Raw genomic sequence first — 16823 nt, 5'->3', positions numbered from 1 at the left:
TCGCCGGGCTCGGTCGGCCCGGGAGAACGATGCTCCGGAACCGGTTTTGAGACCGGACGCTGCTCGTAGCTCCGGGCGCTCGGAGTTTCCACGGGATCGTCAGGTCTGGTGGCGTCGGTCGAGGGCAAAGGGGCCTCCGGGGGTCGTTTCCGGTGAAGGGTCTCACGCGGAGAACGGTTCCCGCAGGCCAAACGGCCCCTGCGTCAGCCCCGCCGCAGCAGGCGCTTGGCCTCGGCTCGGGCGCGATGCTCGAACCGGGCGAGGCGCAGGCGCCGCTCCAGGGAGATCAGGCCGGCACCCGGCGGCTGGGCGATGATCTCGGCGATGGTCTCGCGCTCGGGGTAGAGACTTTCCAGCGCCGAGCCCGGCATCGTCGCCGAGTCGAGCCGCGCGGCGAAACCCTCCGCGTGGAGCGCACGCACGATGGCGTCTTCCAGCACGAGGCCGGGGGCCAGGGCACGCAGGTCCTCGGCATAGGCGGTCTTGAGCAGATGCGCGGTGCCGCCGGAAACCAGAGCGAGGCTCGCCGCGACCGTGCGCCCGTCGAGGCGCAGCAGATCGGCTCGGACGGCGACGGGGCCGACTTCCCTCCCCCCTTGCGACCGAAACAGGGCGCGGGCGAAGGCCTCCGTCCGCGGGCGGCTGCGCAGGGCCGTCCCGGCCTCGCCCTTCCAGCCGGCGGCCTCGAGGCCCAGGAAATCCTCCAGCGCCTGCTCCAGCGCCGCCCCCTCCGTGGCGCGCTCGACGGTGAGCGTCCCGGCCTCCTCGAGACGGCGGCGGCGGCGGCGCAGGTCCTTGAGGCGGCTCTTGTGCGGGTGGCCGGCGAGGAAGGCGTCGTAATCGGCCCGCCGGTCGAGGACCGGACGCTCGAAGGCTGCCACGGTGCCGGTCTTCCAGCCGGCCCGCTCCATGGCGGCGAGCAGCCCGAGTCCGAGGCGGGTCTCTGTCGCGAGCAGCGGCCAGCGCCAGGGACGGCCGCCGGAGGCGAGGGCTAAGCCTTCGACCAGGGCGTCGAGCCGCTCCGCCAGGCCGGAACTGTCGGCGACGAGGGGGGCGCTCGCCGTCACGTAGGGCGAGAGGAAGGGCTGCGCGATTGCCGCGCCGAGCCCGGCAATGTCCGGGCGCAGGGTGAAGGGCAGCAGGGCGGTGATGCCCCTTCCGTCACGGACGACCACCGCCGAGAGGCGGGGATGAGCCAGGCCATGATCGCAATGGGCCGCAACGACCGCCCGGGCGTAGAACGGATGCGAGGGGACGGCATGGATCGCCAGAGCATCCCAGGCCGACGCCTCGGCAGCGAGCGCGGCCATGGGCTCGACGGCCGCCCGCGACGATCCAGAGAGAGAAAGGGTGCGCATCACCAGGCGGCACTCCGCTGGGGAAATCCGACGACCGGCGTCGAGAGGCCGTGAAGGGACCGGGCGCCGAGCGCCAGAATGAGCCCGCGCAGTATCTGGGCCAGCCCCACCGCCAGGGCCGCGCCGACGACCCCGAGCCAGGGCACAAGGGCAAGGCAGAGGCCCGCGGCGAGGACCAGCATCGCCAGGGTGACTCCGGCGCAGAGACGCTCGCCGCCGAGCATGGTCAGCACGTCCTCGGCCGGGCCGAACAGGCTCGCCGCGACGCTGCCGGCGACGAGGATCGCCAGAACCGGAAGGCTGGCGCGAAATCCGTCGCCGAACAGGCCCAGCAGCAGGGGCGACACCGCGACGATGCCGAGACCGACGCCCGCCGTTGCCAGGAAGGTCCAGCGCGCCTGCATGCGCACGAGATGCGCGAGGCCGGCCTCGTCGCCGCGCGCGCGGGCGGCGGCGAGGCGCTGGGCGGTCGTGGCCGAGGCCGCGTAATGCACGAAGGCCACGAATTGCTGGATGCGGGTGGCGGCAAAGTAGAGGCCGACGGCCTCCGGGGCTGCGAGGAAGCCGAGGATCACGACATCGACGAAGCCGAAGGCGCTCGCGGCGAGGTCGCCGGCCGCGATCGGCAGGCAGGCGGTGAGCCAGAGCCGCCAGCGGTAACGGCGCGGGCCAGCCGGCAGGTGGCGGCGCAGGCGTGCGAGCAGCAGCCCGGCTTGAACCGCCGCCGCGAGGCCGGTCGCGGCGAGCGTGCAAGCGATGGCGACCCAGGCCTCGGCCGGCGCGCCCGCGAGGACGGCGCCGATCATCGCGACCATGATGAGAGCTTGGCGCAGCAGGTAGGGCGGCGCGATGGCAAGCAGCGGCCAGCCCTGGCTGCGGGCCACGCCTTCGAGATAATCCTGGAAGGCGAAGAGCGGCACGACGACGGCCGCGACGAGGATCGGCGTGCCGTAGGGGCCGGCGAGCAGGCCACCCTGCAGGAGGGCCACGGCGAGGCCGCCGAGCGACAGAGCAACCCCACCGCCGAGGCTCGCCAGGGCGCCGCCGAGCAGGAAGCCGCGCACACTGTCGAGCCGGCCCGTCGCCTGATCGGCGGGCAAGAAACGGCAGGCGCCCTGGGACAGGCCGAAGGTCGCGGTGTGGCCGAGGATGGCGATCCAGACCCAGATCGTGGCGAAGATCCCGTACTCCGCGCCGCCCATCATGCGCGCCATCAGGACCTGCGCCCCGTAGGCGAACCCGGCCGCGCCGATGCGGACCGCGAACACACCGAGCGCCGAAACGGCGGCTGTCGCGCGCACGGTCCGAGCCCGGACGAGAAGGGTTTCAAGAATGGATGCCGGGAGGCCGCCCGTGATCACCTTGTCCGCTGCCATGGGCGCGCCATCCGAAAGGGCGCCGGGCGCGGATGTGGCCGGCACGCTCGGCGATCAGCCTAGGAAGCGCGGCATTTCGAGCGGGTTAAGAGTGCCTCACAAAACGTCCGCCGGCCCTACGGCTGCTTCGGCGCCGGGATCGGTCCGGAGCCCGGTGTTCCGGTCTGAGCCGGGTCGGGCTTCGTGGTTTCGGACGTGGCGTGGTCCGCCTTCACCGCATCGGTCTTATTCGGATCGATCTTGCTCGGATCGATCTTGCCTGCATCCTTGGCCGCATCCGGCTGGAGCAGCGACAGGGTGATCGCCCGTGTGGCGTGCTCGGCCATGCAGCGCAGGCCGAGATCGTTGAGACGGAAATGGCGGCCCAGCATGTGCGCCTCGGTGGTGCGCTGGGTCGAAAGGAAGCGCATCGCCGCGTAGCGGTGGACCAGGGGCACCGCCTCACGGCGGGCGACGTCCTGCACGGTGCGAACCATCTGCGTGTAGTAGGCGTCGTCGGCCAGGCTCTCGGTGAAGACGGGGTCGATGAGCACGATGTCGATGCCGTGCGATTTCACCCACTGCACCGACTCGTCGAGCGCCTCGCCGAAGGCCTCGATATCGACGCGGGCCAGCGCGTCGTTGGTGCCGACCTGCCAGACGACGAGGTCCGGCTCCATTTCGGCGACCATGGAGCGCAGCCGCTCGCCCGCCCCGCTCGCGACCTCGCCGGGCAGGCCGCGGGCTTCGACCTCGACCTGAACGTCGGGCAGCGCCTGCTCCAGGGCGTTTTCCAGCTTCACCGGATAGCTCGTGGAGGCGCCGAGCCCCGCCGAGGACGAGCCGATCGACAGGACGTGGATCGGCCGCTTCTCCTTGAGCGCCGCCTTGACCGCCTTGAGCCGCGCCAGGGTGTAGAGCTTCGAGCCCGGCACCCGGCATTCGGGCGACAGGCTCAGGTCGAGCGCCTCGACTGTCGCAGTCGCGGGCGCGGCCGGCGCGGTCGAGGGGCCCGACGTCTCGCCGAGGGCGGGAGAGGCCAGACTCAGGCCGAGGAGGACGGCGAGTCGGCGGGCGAGGCGGTGTCGGGAGCCTTGCGCGTCGGCCGCGGTCTGCGGGAACGCCATTCGACGAACCATGCGGTGAAACCCAGTGCGATCAGGCCGAAGCCTACGACCGAAATGTCAACGAAGATACCGCCACCGGTTTGGAAGCGCACGAACTGTCCGGCAAGGCTCAACAGCGATCCCATCGAGAACACCGCGAGCGAGTTGCGCCCCAAACCCGACAGAAAGCGGGCAAGTCGCCCGGCATGCGGGGCGATGAGGGCGTAGACACCCTGGAAGGCCAGCACCATCCCGCAGAAATGGATCAGCCGGGCGGGCGAGAGGTAGGTCTTGTCGAAGGTGAAGACGAGGCGCGGCTCCGGCGCCAGCATCGGATCGGGCCGCAATTCGAGCACCGCGAGCACGACGCCGACCGCGACGATGACGACGCCGAGCGGCATCAGGCGCGGCCAGAGGCGCCGCAGCCGCTCCGATCCCCGCGTCGCCTCGTTGGCGAGGAAGCCGAGCACCAGCAGCAATTGCCAGCAGAGCGGATCGAAGAACCAGTCGCCCTCGCCCGGCCAGGAGGGGAAGTTCCACTCGAAGACGAGGCTCGCCCCGTAGAGCGACAGCGAGAGCGCCAGCAGCAGGAGCCGGCTCACCCGGCCGATCAGCACCACGGCCGGGGCGATGGCGATGAGCACCACGTAGAGCGGCAGGATGTTGAAGAAGCCGAGTTGATGCGTGAGCACCACGACGCCGACCATGGTCTGGATCGGGTCGGCGAAGAAGCCGCCGGCATTGTGCCATTCGAGGATGAGCGGGTTGTCGAGGTAGAGCGCGCATCCGGCGATCATCGCGAGCGCCAGCGCCATGATGGTGAGCTGCGCGCGATAGACCTCGATCGTGCGCGACAGGAGCCGCAGCACGGTGATGAGACGCGGCTCCGGCTGGCCGTCGCGCCCACGGGTGGCGAGCCCGATCGACCAGCCGGCGAGGAACACGAACAGCTCGGCGGCATCCGAGATGCCGTATTGCGAGAAGGTGTAGCGCTCGAAGACGTTGCCGGGGATGTGGTTGATGAAAATCGTGATCAGCGCGAAGCCGCGCCAGAAATCGATCGCGTTCGGCTCGCGCATCAGGCTCCACGGTCCGGCGGTGTGACGTCGCAGCGGCAGGGTCCCGGCCTCCCGCGCGGCACGCGAGAGCGGCCGGTACGGCGCCGTTCCGGGACCCGCGACCCGGAGCGGAAGGCGGCCGTCCTGATAGACCGCGCCGTGGTGGATTGGGAAGCGGTGGTTCGGTGACGAGGGCGCGATAACGACCGATCAGGCCGCGCCGTGCAGGTGCCCCGCATGCCACCGGCGCAGGGCGTCGAGGGTGACGACGCCGTCCGGCCAGGCGTGACCCTGAAGATGCTGGTGCGGCGCATCCGGCTCGCCGAGATCGGAGACGGCGGAGAAGGCGCCGTCGAGCCGGTGGCTCTGCGTGTAGCGGCTGCGGGTGGCGAGCACCGGCAGGCCGGCGCCGAGCGCCGAGCGGATGCCGGCCGCCGAATCCTCGAAAGCGATCGCCTCGGACGGATCGATGCCAAGGCGGTGGACGGCCAGCGCGAAGATGTCCGGGGCGGGCTTCTTCTGCGCGGCCTCGTCGCCGGCGGCGATCACGTCGAAGGGTTGCGCGTCGCCCGGGAAATTGAGCCGGAGCAGGAGGTCGATGTTCGGCCGGCTGGTGGTAGTGGCCACCGCCAGCCGCACGTTGTCCGCGCGCGCCTCTTCCACGAGTCGCCGCACGCCGGGGCGGAGCGAGAGACCGCCGCGCTCCGCCAACTCCCCGTAATGGCGCGTCTTGAGATCGTGGATCTCCGGCATCCGGCGCTTGAGCGCGTGCGCCTCCTCGGGGTGGTATCGCTCGATGTAGTGGACGAGCCGCTCCTTGCCGCCCATCACCTTGAGCAGTTCGGCGTAGAAATCCGGCGACCATTGCCAGGGCAGGCCGAGCGCCTCGAAGGCGCGGTTGAAGCCCTGGCGGTGGAGGTCTTCGGTCTCGGCGAGCGTCCCGTCGACGTCGAAGATCAGCGCCTTCAGCATCGCACGCCGTCCCGCCCGGTGGCGGCCTCGGCCGCCTCGCGGATCGCCGCGACGTTCTTCTCGTAGTGGGTCGGTCCGCCCTTGAAGGCGGCGGAGCCGGCGACGAGGATGTTGGCACCGGCCTGCGCGGCGGGGCCGGCGGTCTCCGGGGTGATGCCGCCATCGACCGAGATGTCGATGGAGCGGCCCGCCGTCATCGCCTTGACGCGCGCGACGGTCTCCAGGGACGAGTGGATGAAGCTCTGGCCGCCGAAGCCGGGATTGACCGTCATCACCAGCACGAGATCGACGATGTCGAGCAGCGGCTCGATGGCGGAGGCCGGCGTGCCGGGGTTGAGCGCCACGCCCGCGCGCTTGCCCAAGGATCGGATCGTCTGAAGCGAGCGGTGGATGTGCGGACCCGCCTCGACATGGACCGTGATCGCGTCGGCTCCCGCCTCGGCGAAGGCGGCGAGGTAGGGGTCGGCCGGGGCGATCATCAGGTGGACGTCGAAGACCTTGTCGGTCCAGGGCCGCAGCGCCTTCACCACCGCCGGGCCGAAGCTGATGTTGGGCACGAAGTGCCCGTCCATCACGTCGAGATGGATCCAGTCGGCACCGGCTTGCGCGATCGCCCGCGTCTCCTCACCGAGCTTGGAGAAGTCGGCGGCGAGGATCGAGGGTGCGAGAAGGGTCATGGAACGGCTCGAAGCGAACACGGCGCCGCCCTGCGAAAACCGCGGGCGGTCCTGGGAGGGAGAAGCGTCCTGCACCCGATCTAGTGCATCGGACGGAAAGTTGCGCGTTGGCTTCACGCAAAAAGAGCCGGCGCTGATAGGGGCAGGCCGGCATTCGTCACCGATTTCACCGAGCCGGCTCAGCCAGAACGTCAGGACGTCGACGACAACCGAAAGGCGCGCGGCCGCTCCGAACGGTGCCAGGCGGAGGGTTGGTCTTCCGCACCGGTGCCGAGCGGACACTGCACGATGACGCTGTCGCTCCAGCGCCCGTACTTGTAACCGATCGCCGGAAGGTATCCGACGCGGGCGAAGCCGCAGGCCTCGTGCAGGCGCAGGGAGGCCTCGTTGCTCGCGTCGATGTAGCCGATCATCTGCCGGTAGCCGCCCGCGGCGCAGGCCTCGATCAGCGCCGGCAGCAGGCGGCGCCCGATGCCGGCATGCAGGTGGTCGGGGTGCACGTAGATCGAGTGCTTCAGGGCGTAGCGATAGGCCGGGCGCTTGCGGAACGGCACGGCGTAGGCGTAGCCGGCGATCTGCCCGCCCCGCTCGGCGACGAGATGGGGCAGACGCTTGCTGCGCATGTTCTTCCGCCGCCGCCGCAGTTCGTCGGGCAGCAGGCGTTCCTCCTCGAAGTCGCCGGTATCGCCGACGCCTTTCCGGATGTGGCGCTCGTAGATGGCGATCATCGCCGACACGTCGGCATCCGACGAGGGACGGATCACCACCTCCGCGTGAGAGGGAATCGCCGCCGCGCCCTCTGCCATCAGGCGCCCTCGCGCAGGACGTAGGTGTGGAAGCGGATGCGCCCGTCCGGATCGGTCTCGCGGTAGACGCCCTGGATCTCGGCTTCGAAACCGGGAAACAGGTTGGCGGCCGCCTCGAACATCTTGAAATAGTCGAGCATGGGTTTCGCCCGCTCGTCGAGCCGCTCGCCCGGCAGCACCGTGCCGATGCCGGGCGGATAGACCAGCATCAGGGTCGTGGCGATGCGCCCCTCCGCTTCCGCGATCGGCACGTAATCGACCCGGTTGCGCGTCAGCATCTGCGCGGCGGCCTTGGGCGCCATCACCATCTCCGGCAGGTGCTCGGGCATGAATTGCTTGCGCTGGAGCGCCGAGGTGCCCGATTCACGGTGGAAGTTGTGATAGTCGGCGCAAAGATCGCGCAGGCCGACGCCGCGATAACGCTTGGGCCGCCGGGCCACGAATTCCGGCATCGCCTCTTCGAGCGGCACGTTGTCGTCGTGCAGCCGCTTGAAGGCGACGAGGCCGGAGATCAGCGTGCCGGCCTTGGACGACTCGACGCCCGGCGTCAGCAGGAAGAGCAGCGAGTTGAGGTCGTTCTTCTCCGGCACGATCCGGTTCTCGCGCAGGTATTGCGCGACGATCGGCGCCGGCACGCCGTGTTCGGCATAGGCACCGGTCTTCCGGTCGAAGCCGGGGGTGAGCACCGTGAGCTTGTTGGGGTCGGTGATGGCGAAGCCCGGCGCGACATGGGTGAAGCCGTGCCACGCCGCGCCCGGCGTCAGTTCCCAGTAGCGGGCGTCGGCGGCGAGCGCGTCGGTCGGCACGGATTCCCACGGGATTTCCGTGCCTTCGGGCCCCTTCACCACATCGGGCACGAAGGGGTCGAAGAACCAGCGACGCTTCGGGTCGGCCTCGCGCTCCTCGAACTCCTTGCGGATGGCGCGGGCTTTCTTACGCCACTCGATGCCCAGCCGGATCGTGTCGTCCCACAGCACGACGCCGGAGCGGCCCTTCATCATCTGCGCGCCGACATCGAGCGAGGCGAAGATCGGGTAGAACGGCGAGGTCGAAGCGTGGACGAGGAAGCTCTCGTTCAGGCGCTTGTGTTCCACGCGCCGGGTCTGGCCGCGGATATGCCCGTCGCGGGTGTGGATCTGCGAGGCCTGGGAGAAGCTGGCGAGCTGCTTGTGGGTCGATTGCGTGGCGATGATGCCCGGCGAGGTCTCGTCGAGCCCGGTCAGGCCCATGGCGAAGCGGCGCTGGTAGAGCGGGTGGAACTTCATGAAGCCCGCCCAGGCCTCGTCGAACAGGATGTAGTCGCACAGGTGGCCGATGCGCTCGACGATGGCCTGCGCATCGTAGATCGTGCCGTCATAGGTGCATTGCTCGATCACGGCGCAGCGGAACGGGCGCTCCTTGCGCCACGCCTCCTTGTCCTTCACGAGCGGGTTGTCGCGGATCTTCTCGCGGATGCGGCCCTCGTCGAGCGCCTCGTGGTAGATCGGGCCGATGAGGCCGTAGGCGTTGCGGTCGGTCTCGAGGAAGATCGGGATGCCGCCGGCCAGCAGCAGCGCGCCGTGATGCGCGGCCTTGTGGTTGTTGCGGTCGAACAGGACGAGGTCGTCCTCGGCGACCAGCGAGCCCAGCACCACCTTGTTCGAGGCCGAGGTGCCGTTGAGGACGAAGTAGGTCTTCTCCGCCCCGAAGATCTTCGCGGCTTCCTTCTGCGCCTTCAGGGCCGGGCCCTCGTGGGTCAGTAGGTCGCCGAGATCGAGCACCGAGTTGTCGAGGTCGTCGCGAAAGATCGCCTCGCCGAGATGCTCGACGAAGATGCGACCGATCGGCGAGCGGTTGTAGAAGATGCCGCCGTTATGGCCGGGGCAGGTCCAGAGCTGATTGCCCTCCTCGGCGTAATCGACCAGCGCGCCGAAGAACGGCGTCTTCAGCGTGTCGGCATACTGCGTCACGCGGGAAACGAGGCCGCGGGCGATGAACTCGGGCGTCTCCTCGGCGAGGAAGATGTAGCCGTCGATGAAATCGAGCAGCTCGACCGGGATGTCCTCCAGCCGCTTGCGGCGGACCATGATGACGATCGGCATCTCGAGGCCGCGCTTGCGCATCATGTCGATGAGCGCGGCCGCCTTGCCCTCGAGTCCGCGCTTGCCCCAATCCACCACGAGGCAACCGACGGCCGAATCGGTCTGCACCGCGATCGAGGCATCCTCGACGCGCCGCGCCCGCACCACCTCGAAGCCGCGCTTCTCCACCGCCGCGACGATCTGATCGACGCGCGCGCCCTCCAGATCATCCGGATCGAAGGCGGGGGTGCACATCAGCACGGTGAAGCGGCGGTGAAAATCCATGGAACGCGGCTCTTCTCACGAACGGAAACCCAGCCTTTCCGGCTCATCCGCGACGATTCGATGACATGATGGCGATGGGCGCCGTCACCGCAGCGTGAGGGGAAAGCTGAGTTCGGTGAAACCTTCGAGGGTCAGCAGCCCGGCGGGCGGCGGCGGAAAGGGGGCGGCTGCCTCCACGGCGCGGGCCGCGCGCTCGCCCAGCACCGCCGGCCCCTCCTCAAGCACGATCCCGCCGAGCGCGCCATCGGCCTCGATCCGCACCCGAACCGTGACCTGCCCGCCCCGCCCCGGCGCCGCGGCGCGATCCGCCGTCCCGATGCGGTTGACGATTCCGGCCACCCAGGCCTTGGCCCGCGCGTCGACCCGCGGTGCGGCGGAAGCCGGCACGAGCGGCGCGCTCAGCATCAGCGCCGCGAGGAGAAGGGGCCGAACGGAAAGCGGGGGCAAGGACAGCGACTCCGTGAACAAAAAGGGCGCGGCGTCGTCTTCGGGGGATACCCGCCCTGGCGCGATGCAGTGGCTCGAAGCCCGGCCGTCCCGGATCGTAACGCCACCCGTGACGCGAAGTGCCGCCAGATGACGGTGCCGCCGCGTCTTTTTGGATCACGCTGGCGTGGGGCCGCGCGGCCGATCTGGCTGACGCGCAGCACCTGCGCGGCGAGCCGTGCGCGCCCGCGTCACGTCGCGGAGGGCGGCGCCGGGCGGCTCAGATCGTCGCCGCCGCGCCCCGGCGCAGGTGCTCGTCGAGGCGCGGCATGATCTCGACGAAGTTGCAGGGGCGGTGGCGGTAGTCGAGCTGGCTGGCGAGGATGCCGTCCCAGGCGTCCTTGCAGGCGCCGGGCGAGCCCGGCAGCACGAAGATGTAGGTCGCCCCCGCGACGCCGGCGGTCGCCCGCGATTGCAGGGTCGAGGTGCCGATCTTGTCGTAGGAGATCCGGTGGAACACCGCAGAGAAGCCGTCCATCCGCTTCTCGAACAGCGGCTCGATCGCCTCCGGGGTCACATCGCGCCCGGTAAAGCCGGTGCCGCCGGTGGTCAGGATGACGTCGATGCGGGGATCGTGGATCCAGCCCTCGACTTTCTCCCGAATCGACACGGCCTCGTCCGGCACGATGTCCCGCTCGGCAAGGCGATGCCCGGCCCCCGTGATCCGGGCGACCAGGGTGTCGCCGGACCGGTCGTCGGCGAGCACACGGGTGTCGGACACCGTCAGCACGGCAATGGCAAGGGGGATGAAGGCGCGGGGCGTCGGCTCGCTGGTCATGCTGCCGATGTTGTCCCACGGCTGGCACGGGTCAACCGTTGCCTGACGTCGCGGGGGAGCCATGCACATCCCGGTCGGGCGATGCGTTGAGGCGCCGGGCCGCGCCGTGCTACGCGCGGAGCGATTTCGCGAAATCGCGACACGTCCGAGGCGCTGACAACGATGATCCCCCGCTACTCCCGTCCCGAGATGACCGCGATCTGGTCGCCGGAGAGCCGGTTCCGGATCTGGTTCGAGATCGAGGCCCACGCCACCACGGCGCTCGCCAATATCGGCGTCGTGCCGAAGGAGGCCGCCGAGAAGGTGTGGGAGAAGGGCCGCGACGCGGTCTTCGACGTCGCCCGCATCGACGCGATCGAGGCGGTGACGAAGCACGACGTCATCGCCTTCCTCACGCATCTGGCCGAGATCGTCGGGCCGGAGGCGCGCTTCGTCCACCAGGGCATGACCTCTTCGGACGTGCTCGACACCTGCCTCAACGTGCAGCTCACCAAGGCTGCCGACATCCTGATCAAGGATCTTGACGCGCTGCTCGCCGCGCTGAAGCGGCGTGCCTTCGAGCACAAGTTGACGCCGACCATCGGCCGCTCGCACGGCATCCACGCCGAGCCCGTCACTTTCGGCCTCAAGCTCGCCCAGGCCTATGCCGAGTTCGCCAGGGCCAAGGACCGGCTCATCGCCGCACGCAAAGAAGTCGCGACCTGCGCGATCTCGGGCGCGGTCGGCACCTTCGCCAACATCGACCCGCGGGTGGAGGAATACGTCGCCGAACAGATGGGCCTCGCACCGGAGCCGGTCTCGACCCAGGTGATCCCGCGCGACCGCCACGCGATGTTCTTCGCCGTGCTCGGCGTGATCGCCAGCTCGATGGAGCGTCTGGCGACGGAAGTACGCCACTTGCAGCGCACGGAAGTGCTGGAGGCGGAGGAGTTCTTCTCCGAGGGGCAGAAGGGTTCGTCGGCCATGCCGCATAAGCGCAACCCGGTGCTCACCGAGAACATCACCGGGCTCGCGCGCATGGTGCGCGGCTACGTGACCCCGGCGCTGGAGAACGTCGCGCTCTGGCACGAGCGGGACATCTCGCATTCCTCGGTCGAGCGGATGATCGGCCCGGATGCCACCGTCACCCTCGACTTCGCGCTCGCCCGGCTCACCGGCGTGATCGACAAGCTGCTGATCTACCCCGAGCAGATGCAGAAGAACCTCGACCGGCTCGGTGGCCTCGTCCACTCGCAGCGGGTGCTGCTGGCGCTGACGCAGGGCGGCCTCTCGCGCGAGGATTCGTATCGGCTGGTCCAGCGCAACGCGATGCCGGTCTGGCGCGGCGAGGGCGATTTCCTCACCCTGCTCAAGGCCGACCCGGAGGTGACCGCCGTGCTGAAGCCGGAACAGATCGAAGAGTGCTTCGACCTCGGCTACCACCTCAAGCACGTCGACACGATTTTTTCGCGCGTGTTCGGGGAAGCCTGATCGGTCCTGCACGGAACCTGCTTCGCGCTCGCTGACGTCGAACGATCGAGGACTGCCATGAGCCGCACCGCCTATCTCAACGGCCAGTTCCTGCCCCTGGACGAAGCCCGCGTGCCGGTGATGGACCGCGGCTTCCTGTTCGCCGACGGGATCTACGAGGTCGCCGCCGTGCTGCACGGCCGCCTCGTGGACAATGCCGGGCATCTCGCCCGGCTCGACCGCTCGCTCGCCGAGATCGGCATCCGCAATCCTCATACGGCCGAGGAATGGGAGCGGCTGGAGACGGACCTCGTCGCCAAGAACGAGGTGCGCGAGGGTCTCGTCTATATCCAGGTGACGCGGGGTGTGGCCGAGCGCGACTTCTCGTACCCCAAGGGGGACGTGGCCCCGACCGTGGTGATGTTCACGCAGGAGAAATCCATCGTGAACAACCCGATGGCCGAGACCGGGGTAAAGGCGATCACCGTGCCGGACCTGCGCTGGAAGCGGCGGGACATCAAGTCGGTGGCGCTTCTGGCCCAGGTTCTCGCCAAGCAGCAGGCCGCGGAGGCGGGTGTCGCCGAAGCCTTCATGGTCGAGGACGGCAGCGTGACGGAGGGCTCGTCCTCCACCGTCTTCATCGTCACCAAGGGCGGCGCCCTGGTGACGCGCCCGCTCTCCCATGCGGTGCTGCCCGGCATCACCCGCAAGGCGGTGCTGGCGCTGGCGAAGGAGACCGGCCTCAGCTTCGAGGAGCGGCTCATCAAGGTCGGCGAGTTGTCCGAGGCGGCGGAAGCCTTCTACACCTCGGCCTCGGCCTTCGTGATGCCGGTGGTGGAGATCGACGGCACGCCGCTCGGCGACGGGCGGCCCGGCCCGGTGGCGCGGCGCCTGCGCGAGTTGTACTTCGCCTTCGCCGAAGGCTCCGAGTCTTAAGTCTGGCTTGGCCTGACAGGAACGCGAAGGTGCGCGCACCCGTTGGTTCTCGAAGGACCACCGAGGACGCAATGACTCTATCCAAGAATGCGGTACGCGCTGCCGCCCTGCTCGCCGGCCTGATGAGCAGCGCAGCCTTCGCCCAGGACCCGTCGGTGCCGCAGCGCGGGCAGGACAGCGACCCGAAGCTGCCCGCCCCGCAGGAGCAGGTGCCGGAAAAGGTCAGACCCGAAAGCGGCAATTCCGGCGCCACGCTGAGCGAGAAGCTCGAGAAATCCGACGGCGTGATCAAGCCGCCCGCCGGTGTCGATCCCGAGATCAAGACGATCGCACCCGAGCCGACACCGAACTCGACCCCCGTGATCAAGCCGCCGGGCAACGCCAGATAACGCTCGACCACACATCAGCCATGCGAAGCGGTCCCCAAAGGTCGAGCCCGCTTCGCTTGACCTGCCTGCCCAGATCGCCGAATACGCGCCCGTATGCCCGATCCCCGACCTGATGGCCGGGGTTTTCGCGCGTGGCGCAACCGCTTGGCGCCCGCGCCCGCGAGTTCGAGACAGGTCAGACGCGCATGGCGAACGTCGTCGTCGTAGGCGCCCAGTGGGGCGACGAGGGCAAGGGCAAGATCGTCGATTGGCTCTCGGAGCAGGCCGACGTCGTCGTCCGCTTCCAGGGCGGTCACAATGCCGGCCACACGCTCGTGGTGGGCGAGGCCGTCTACAAGCTCTCCCTGCTGCCCTCCGGCGTGGTCCGCCCGAATACGCTCGGCGTGATCGGCAACGGCGTGGTGCTCGACCCCTACGCGCTCGCCTCCGAGATCGACCGGCTCGCCGGCCAGGGCGTCACCGTCACCCGCGAAAACCTTCGCGTGGCCGACAACGCCACCCTGATCCTCTCGCTCCACCGCGAACTCGACGCCTTGCGCGAGGACGGGGCGCCGGGCACCAAGATCGGTACGACCAAGCGCGGCATCGGCCCGGCCTACGAGGACAAGGTCGGCCGCCGGGCGATCCGCCTGATGGATCTGGCCGAGCCCGAGACCCTGCCGCCGAAGATCGAGCGGCTGCTCGCCCACCACAACGCTCTGCGCCGCGGCTTCGCGCTCGAGGAAATCTCCGAGCAGGCGATCCTCGATGAGCTGACGGGGATCGCCGCGCGGGTGCTGCCCTATCAGGACACCGTGTGGCGCTTGCTTGACGAGGCGCGCCGGGGCGGCAAGCGGATCCTGTTCGAGGGCGCGCAGGGCGCGCTGCTCGACGTCGATCACGGCACCTACCCGTTCGTCACCTCCTCCAACACGGTGGCGGGACAGGCGGCGACCGGTTCGGGCCTCGGCCCGCGCGCCATCGGCTACGTGCTCGGCATCGCCAAGGCCTACACCACCCGCGTCGGCGAGGGCCCGTTCCCGACCGAGCTGCACGATGAAATCGGCCAGCGCATCGGCGAGCGCGGCCATGAATTCGGCACTGTCACCGGCCGCAAGCGCCGTTGCGGCTGGTTCGACGCCTGCCTCGTGCGCCAGACCGTGAAGACCTCAGGCATCGACGGCATCGCGCTGACCAAGCTCGACGTGCTCGACGGCTTCGACGAGATCCGGGTCTGCACCGCCTACGACATCGACGGGCAGCGCTTCGATCATCTTCCCGCGAGCCAGGCGGCGCAGCAGCGCGCCGTTCCGGTCTACGAGACGATCCCCGGCTGGAGCGGCACCACCGCGGGCGCCCGCTCCTGGGCCGAGCTTCCGGCGCAGGCGATCAAGTATGTGCGCCGGATCGAGGAGCTGATCGGCGCGCCGGTGGCGCTGCTCTCCACCTCGCCGGAGCGCGACGACACGATCCTCATGCACAACCCCTTCGAGGATTGAAGTCCCGGAACGACGGGGAGAGACAGGCAGATCCGGGCACGATGGCCGACTATTATCCGTTGCTGGCACGCGCGCTCGACGCCCTGCCCGACCGTTCCCCGGCCCTGCGCCGGGCGGTCTACGACCGTGCACGCAGTGCGCTGATCGCGCAGCTCCGCTCGCTCGATCCGCCGGTGCCGGAAGCCGACATCGACCTCGAACGCAAAGCGCTCGATACGGCAATCGGCCGCCTGGAGGCGGAGTACGAGACGCCGCCCGCCGCGGCGCCGATACCGGCCGAGGCGCCTGCAGCGGCTCCACCGGAGGCACCCCCTCCCCCGCCGGCCGAGCCGACCCGGCCCGAGCCGCTCTCGCCCGGCCCCCTGCCGCCGACGCTGCCGGAGGCGGAGCCGCCGCAGCATTCCGATGAGCCGCTGGTTCTGCCCCCGGCCTCGGTGCCGGCCGGGATCGGATCGGACATCGGACCTGCCGAACCGAAGCCGCCGGCGGAGACGGTGCCCTTCATGCCGCCGCCCCGCCGGGCGAGGATCGACGAGGCCGCCAAGCCTGCGCCGGAGACAGCGGACGGCTTTATCCCGCCGGTTGCCGAGCCTGAACTGGCCTCCGTCGCGCCAGAGGCCGATGCGAGTGCCGATCCGTCGCCCGAGACCAACGGTGCCAGCGAGGCGGGCAACGGCCGCCAGCGCCCGCGCATCGACGTGGTGACGCCGCCCACAGGCCGCTCACGCCTGCTGCGTAACCTGTTCGTGGGCAGCGTGCTCGCGGCGGTGATCGCGCTGATCGCGGTGGCGGCCTTCTTCCTGCGTGACCAACCCTCCGATCTCCAACAGAGCGCGGCCGAGCGGGAGACGCCGGCCGAGCAGCCGGATGCGAAGTTCTCGGATCGGGTCGGAGCCGAGCGCAGCGAGGCCGAAGTCCGGCCGAAGCCCGTCGCTCCCGGTGCCACCCCGGCCCAGCCGGAGGTGACCGTCTCACAGCGGGCGATTCTCTACGAAGAGAACCAGAGCGACACGCGCGCCCAGCCGATCGCGACCAACGGCCATACGGTCTGGCGGCTGGAAGCGGTGAACGGCGAACAGGGCGAGCCCCTGCAGACGGTGCTCCGCGTCAACGTAGAGTTCCCGGAGGCGGGGCTGACGCTGGCGATGACCATGCGCAAGAATTCGGATGCGACGCTGCCCGCGTCTCACACCGTCGAACTCGCCTTCACCAACAACGCGGAGGCCGGCGCCAAGCGCGCGGTGCAGAATATCGGCCTGCTCCAGCTCAAGGACGAGGAAGCCTCCCGCGGCTCACCGGTCTCGGGCCTGCCGGTGCGGGTGCGCGAGAACCTGTTCCTGATCGGCCTATCGTCGCTGAAGAGCGATGTGGACCGCAACACCGAGCTGTTGCTTCACAAGAACTGGTTCGATCTGGCCCTGACCTATGCGAACGGCCAGAGGGCGGTCATCAGCCTCGAAAAGGGCGCGGCCGGCACCCAGGCGCTGCAGAGCGCCTTCGCGCAGTGGCGCGACTGAGGCTCTGATGTTCTGACCTTGCAGGAGCCCGAGAGGTGGTACCCGCCTCTCGGGCTGATGCGTTGGAGCGTTGACGGTCGCTCACATGAAAAAGCCCGGCCCATGATGGGCCG

15 protein-coding genes are annotated in these 16823 nt (G+C 69.6%); 5 read left to right on the top strand and 10 right to left on the bottom strand.

Features of this window, described 5'->3' with window-relative positions; all coding sequences use genetic code 11:
* Positions 1-203: 203 nt before the first annotated feature.
* The 10 genes from J2W78_RS00355 to moaB all read right to left on the bottom strand — a co-directional run bounded on the left by J2W78_RS00355 (position 204) and on the right by moaB (position 10941).
* Positions 204-1358 (bottom strand): GNAT family N-acetyltransferase, encoded by a 1155-nt coding sequence (locus tag J2W78_RS00355; RefSeq protein WP_253367026.1) that lies wholly within the window; start codon positions 1356-1358, stop codon positions 204-206.
* The gene (locus J2W78_RS00350) at positions 1358-2734 is read right to left on the bottom strand and encodes a lipopolysaccharide biosynthesis protein (RefSeq protein WP_253367025.1); all 1377 of its coding nucleotides are present in this window, start codon (positions 2732-2734) and stop codon (positions 1358-1360) included. The genes J2W78_RS00355 and J2W78_RS00350 overlap by 1 nt, the downstream gene beginning before the upstream one ends.
* Before the next feature lie 116 nt (positions 2735-2850).
* Positions 2851-3840, bottom strand: a complete 990-nt coding sequence (locus J2W78_RS00345) for an SGNH/GDSL hydrolase family protein (protein ID WP_253367015.1) — start codon at positions 3838-3840, stop codon at positions 2851-2853.
* Positions 3759-4898, bottom strand: coding sequence for an OpgC family protein (locus J2W78_RS00340; RefSeq protein WP_253367013.1), 1140 nt, complete (start codon positions 4896-4898; stop codon positions 3759-3761). The genes J2W78_RS00345 and J2W78_RS00340 overlap by 82 nt, the downstream gene beginning before the upstream one ends.
* Positions 4899-5087: 189 nt before the next feature.
* The gene (locus J2W78_RS00335; protein WP_253367011.1) at positions 5088-5849 is read right to left on the bottom strand and encodes an HAD-IA family hydrolase; all 762 of its coding nucleotides are present in this window, start codon (positions 5847-5849) and stop codon (positions 5088-5090) included.
* On the bottom strand, positions 5843-6526 hold the full coding sequence (gene rpe, locus J2W78_RS00330; RefSeq protein ID WP_253367009.1) for a ribulose-phosphate 3-epimerase: 684 nt from the start codon (positions 6524-6526) through the stop codon (positions 5843-5845). The genes J2W78_RS00335 and rpe overlap by 7 nt, the downstream gene beginning before the upstream one ends.
* A 191-nt stretch (positions 6527-6717) precedes the next feature.
* On the bottom strand, positions 6718-7332 hold the full coding sequence (locus tag J2W78_RS00325) for a GNAT family N-acetyltransferase (RefSeq protein ID WP_253367006.1): 615 nt from the start codon (positions 7330-7332) through the stop codon (positions 6718-6720).
* Positions 7332-9677, bottom strand: coding sequence for an Orn/Lys/Arg decarboxylase N-terminal domain-containing protein (locus J2W78_RS00320; protein WP_253367004.1), 2346 nt, complete (start codon positions 9675-9677; stop codon positions 7332-7334). The genes J2W78_RS00325 and J2W78_RS00320 overlap by 1 nt, the downstream gene beginning before the upstream one ends.
* Before the next feature lie 84 nt (positions 9678-9761).
* Entirely contained in the window at positions 9762-10124 is a 363-nt protein-coding gene (locus J2W78_RS00315) for a TonB family protein (protein ID WP_253367002.1), read from the bottom strand.
* Between the two features lie 259 nt (positions 10125-10383).
* Entirely contained in the window at positions 10384-10941 is a 558-nt protein-coding gene (gene moaB, locus J2W78_RS00310; RefSeq protein WP_253367001.1) for a molybdenum cofactor biosynthesis protein B, read from the bottom strand.
* A gap of 162 nt (positions 10942-11103) precedes the next feature.
* Between moaB and purB the strand changes: the two genes are divergently transcribed.
* From purB to J2W78_RS00285, 5 genes are all read left to right on the top strand, one after another.
* The gene (gene purB / locus J2W78_RS00305) at positions 11104-12411 is read left to right on the top strand and encodes an adenylosuccinate lyase (protein ID WP_253366998.1); all 1308 of its coding nucleotides are present in this window, start codon (positions 11104-11106) and stop codon (positions 12409-12411) included.
* Positions 12412-12468: 57 nt separating this feature from the next.
* Entirely contained in the window at positions 12469-13326 is an 858-nt protein-coding gene (locus J2W78_RS00300; RefSeq protein ID WP_253366996.1) for a D-amino-acid transaminase, read from the top strand.
* A 71-nt stretch (positions 13327-13397) separates the two neighbouring features.
* Complete coding sequence (locus J2W78_RS00295) at positions 13398-13715, top strand: hypothetical protein (RefSeq protein ID WP_253366989.1); 318 nt, start codon at positions 13398-13400, stop codon at positions 13713-13715.
* Positions 13716-13900: 185 nt separating this feature from the next.
* Entirely contained in the window at positions 13901-15193 is a 1293-nt protein-coding gene (locus J2W78_RS00290; protein ID WP_253373931.1) for an adenylosuccinate synthase, read from the top strand.
* Positions 15194-15234: 41 nt separating this feature from the next.
* Positions 15235-16710, top strand: coding sequence for a histidine kinase (locus J2W78_RS00285; protein ID WP_253366988.1), 1476 nt, complete (start codon positions 15235-15237; stop codon positions 16708-16710).
* The last annotated feature ends 113 nt before the right edge of the window (positions 16711-16823 follow it).

The sequence above is a fragment of the Methylorubrum extorquens genome, assembly GCF_024169925.1.
Taxonomy (GTDB): Bacteria; Pseudomonadota; Alphaproteobacteria; order Rhizobiales; family Beijerinckiaceae; genus Methylobacterium; species Methylobacterium extorquens_A.
Note: the sequence above shows the minus strand (reverse complement) of the source record. Positions and strands in the feature narration are given on the sequence as shown.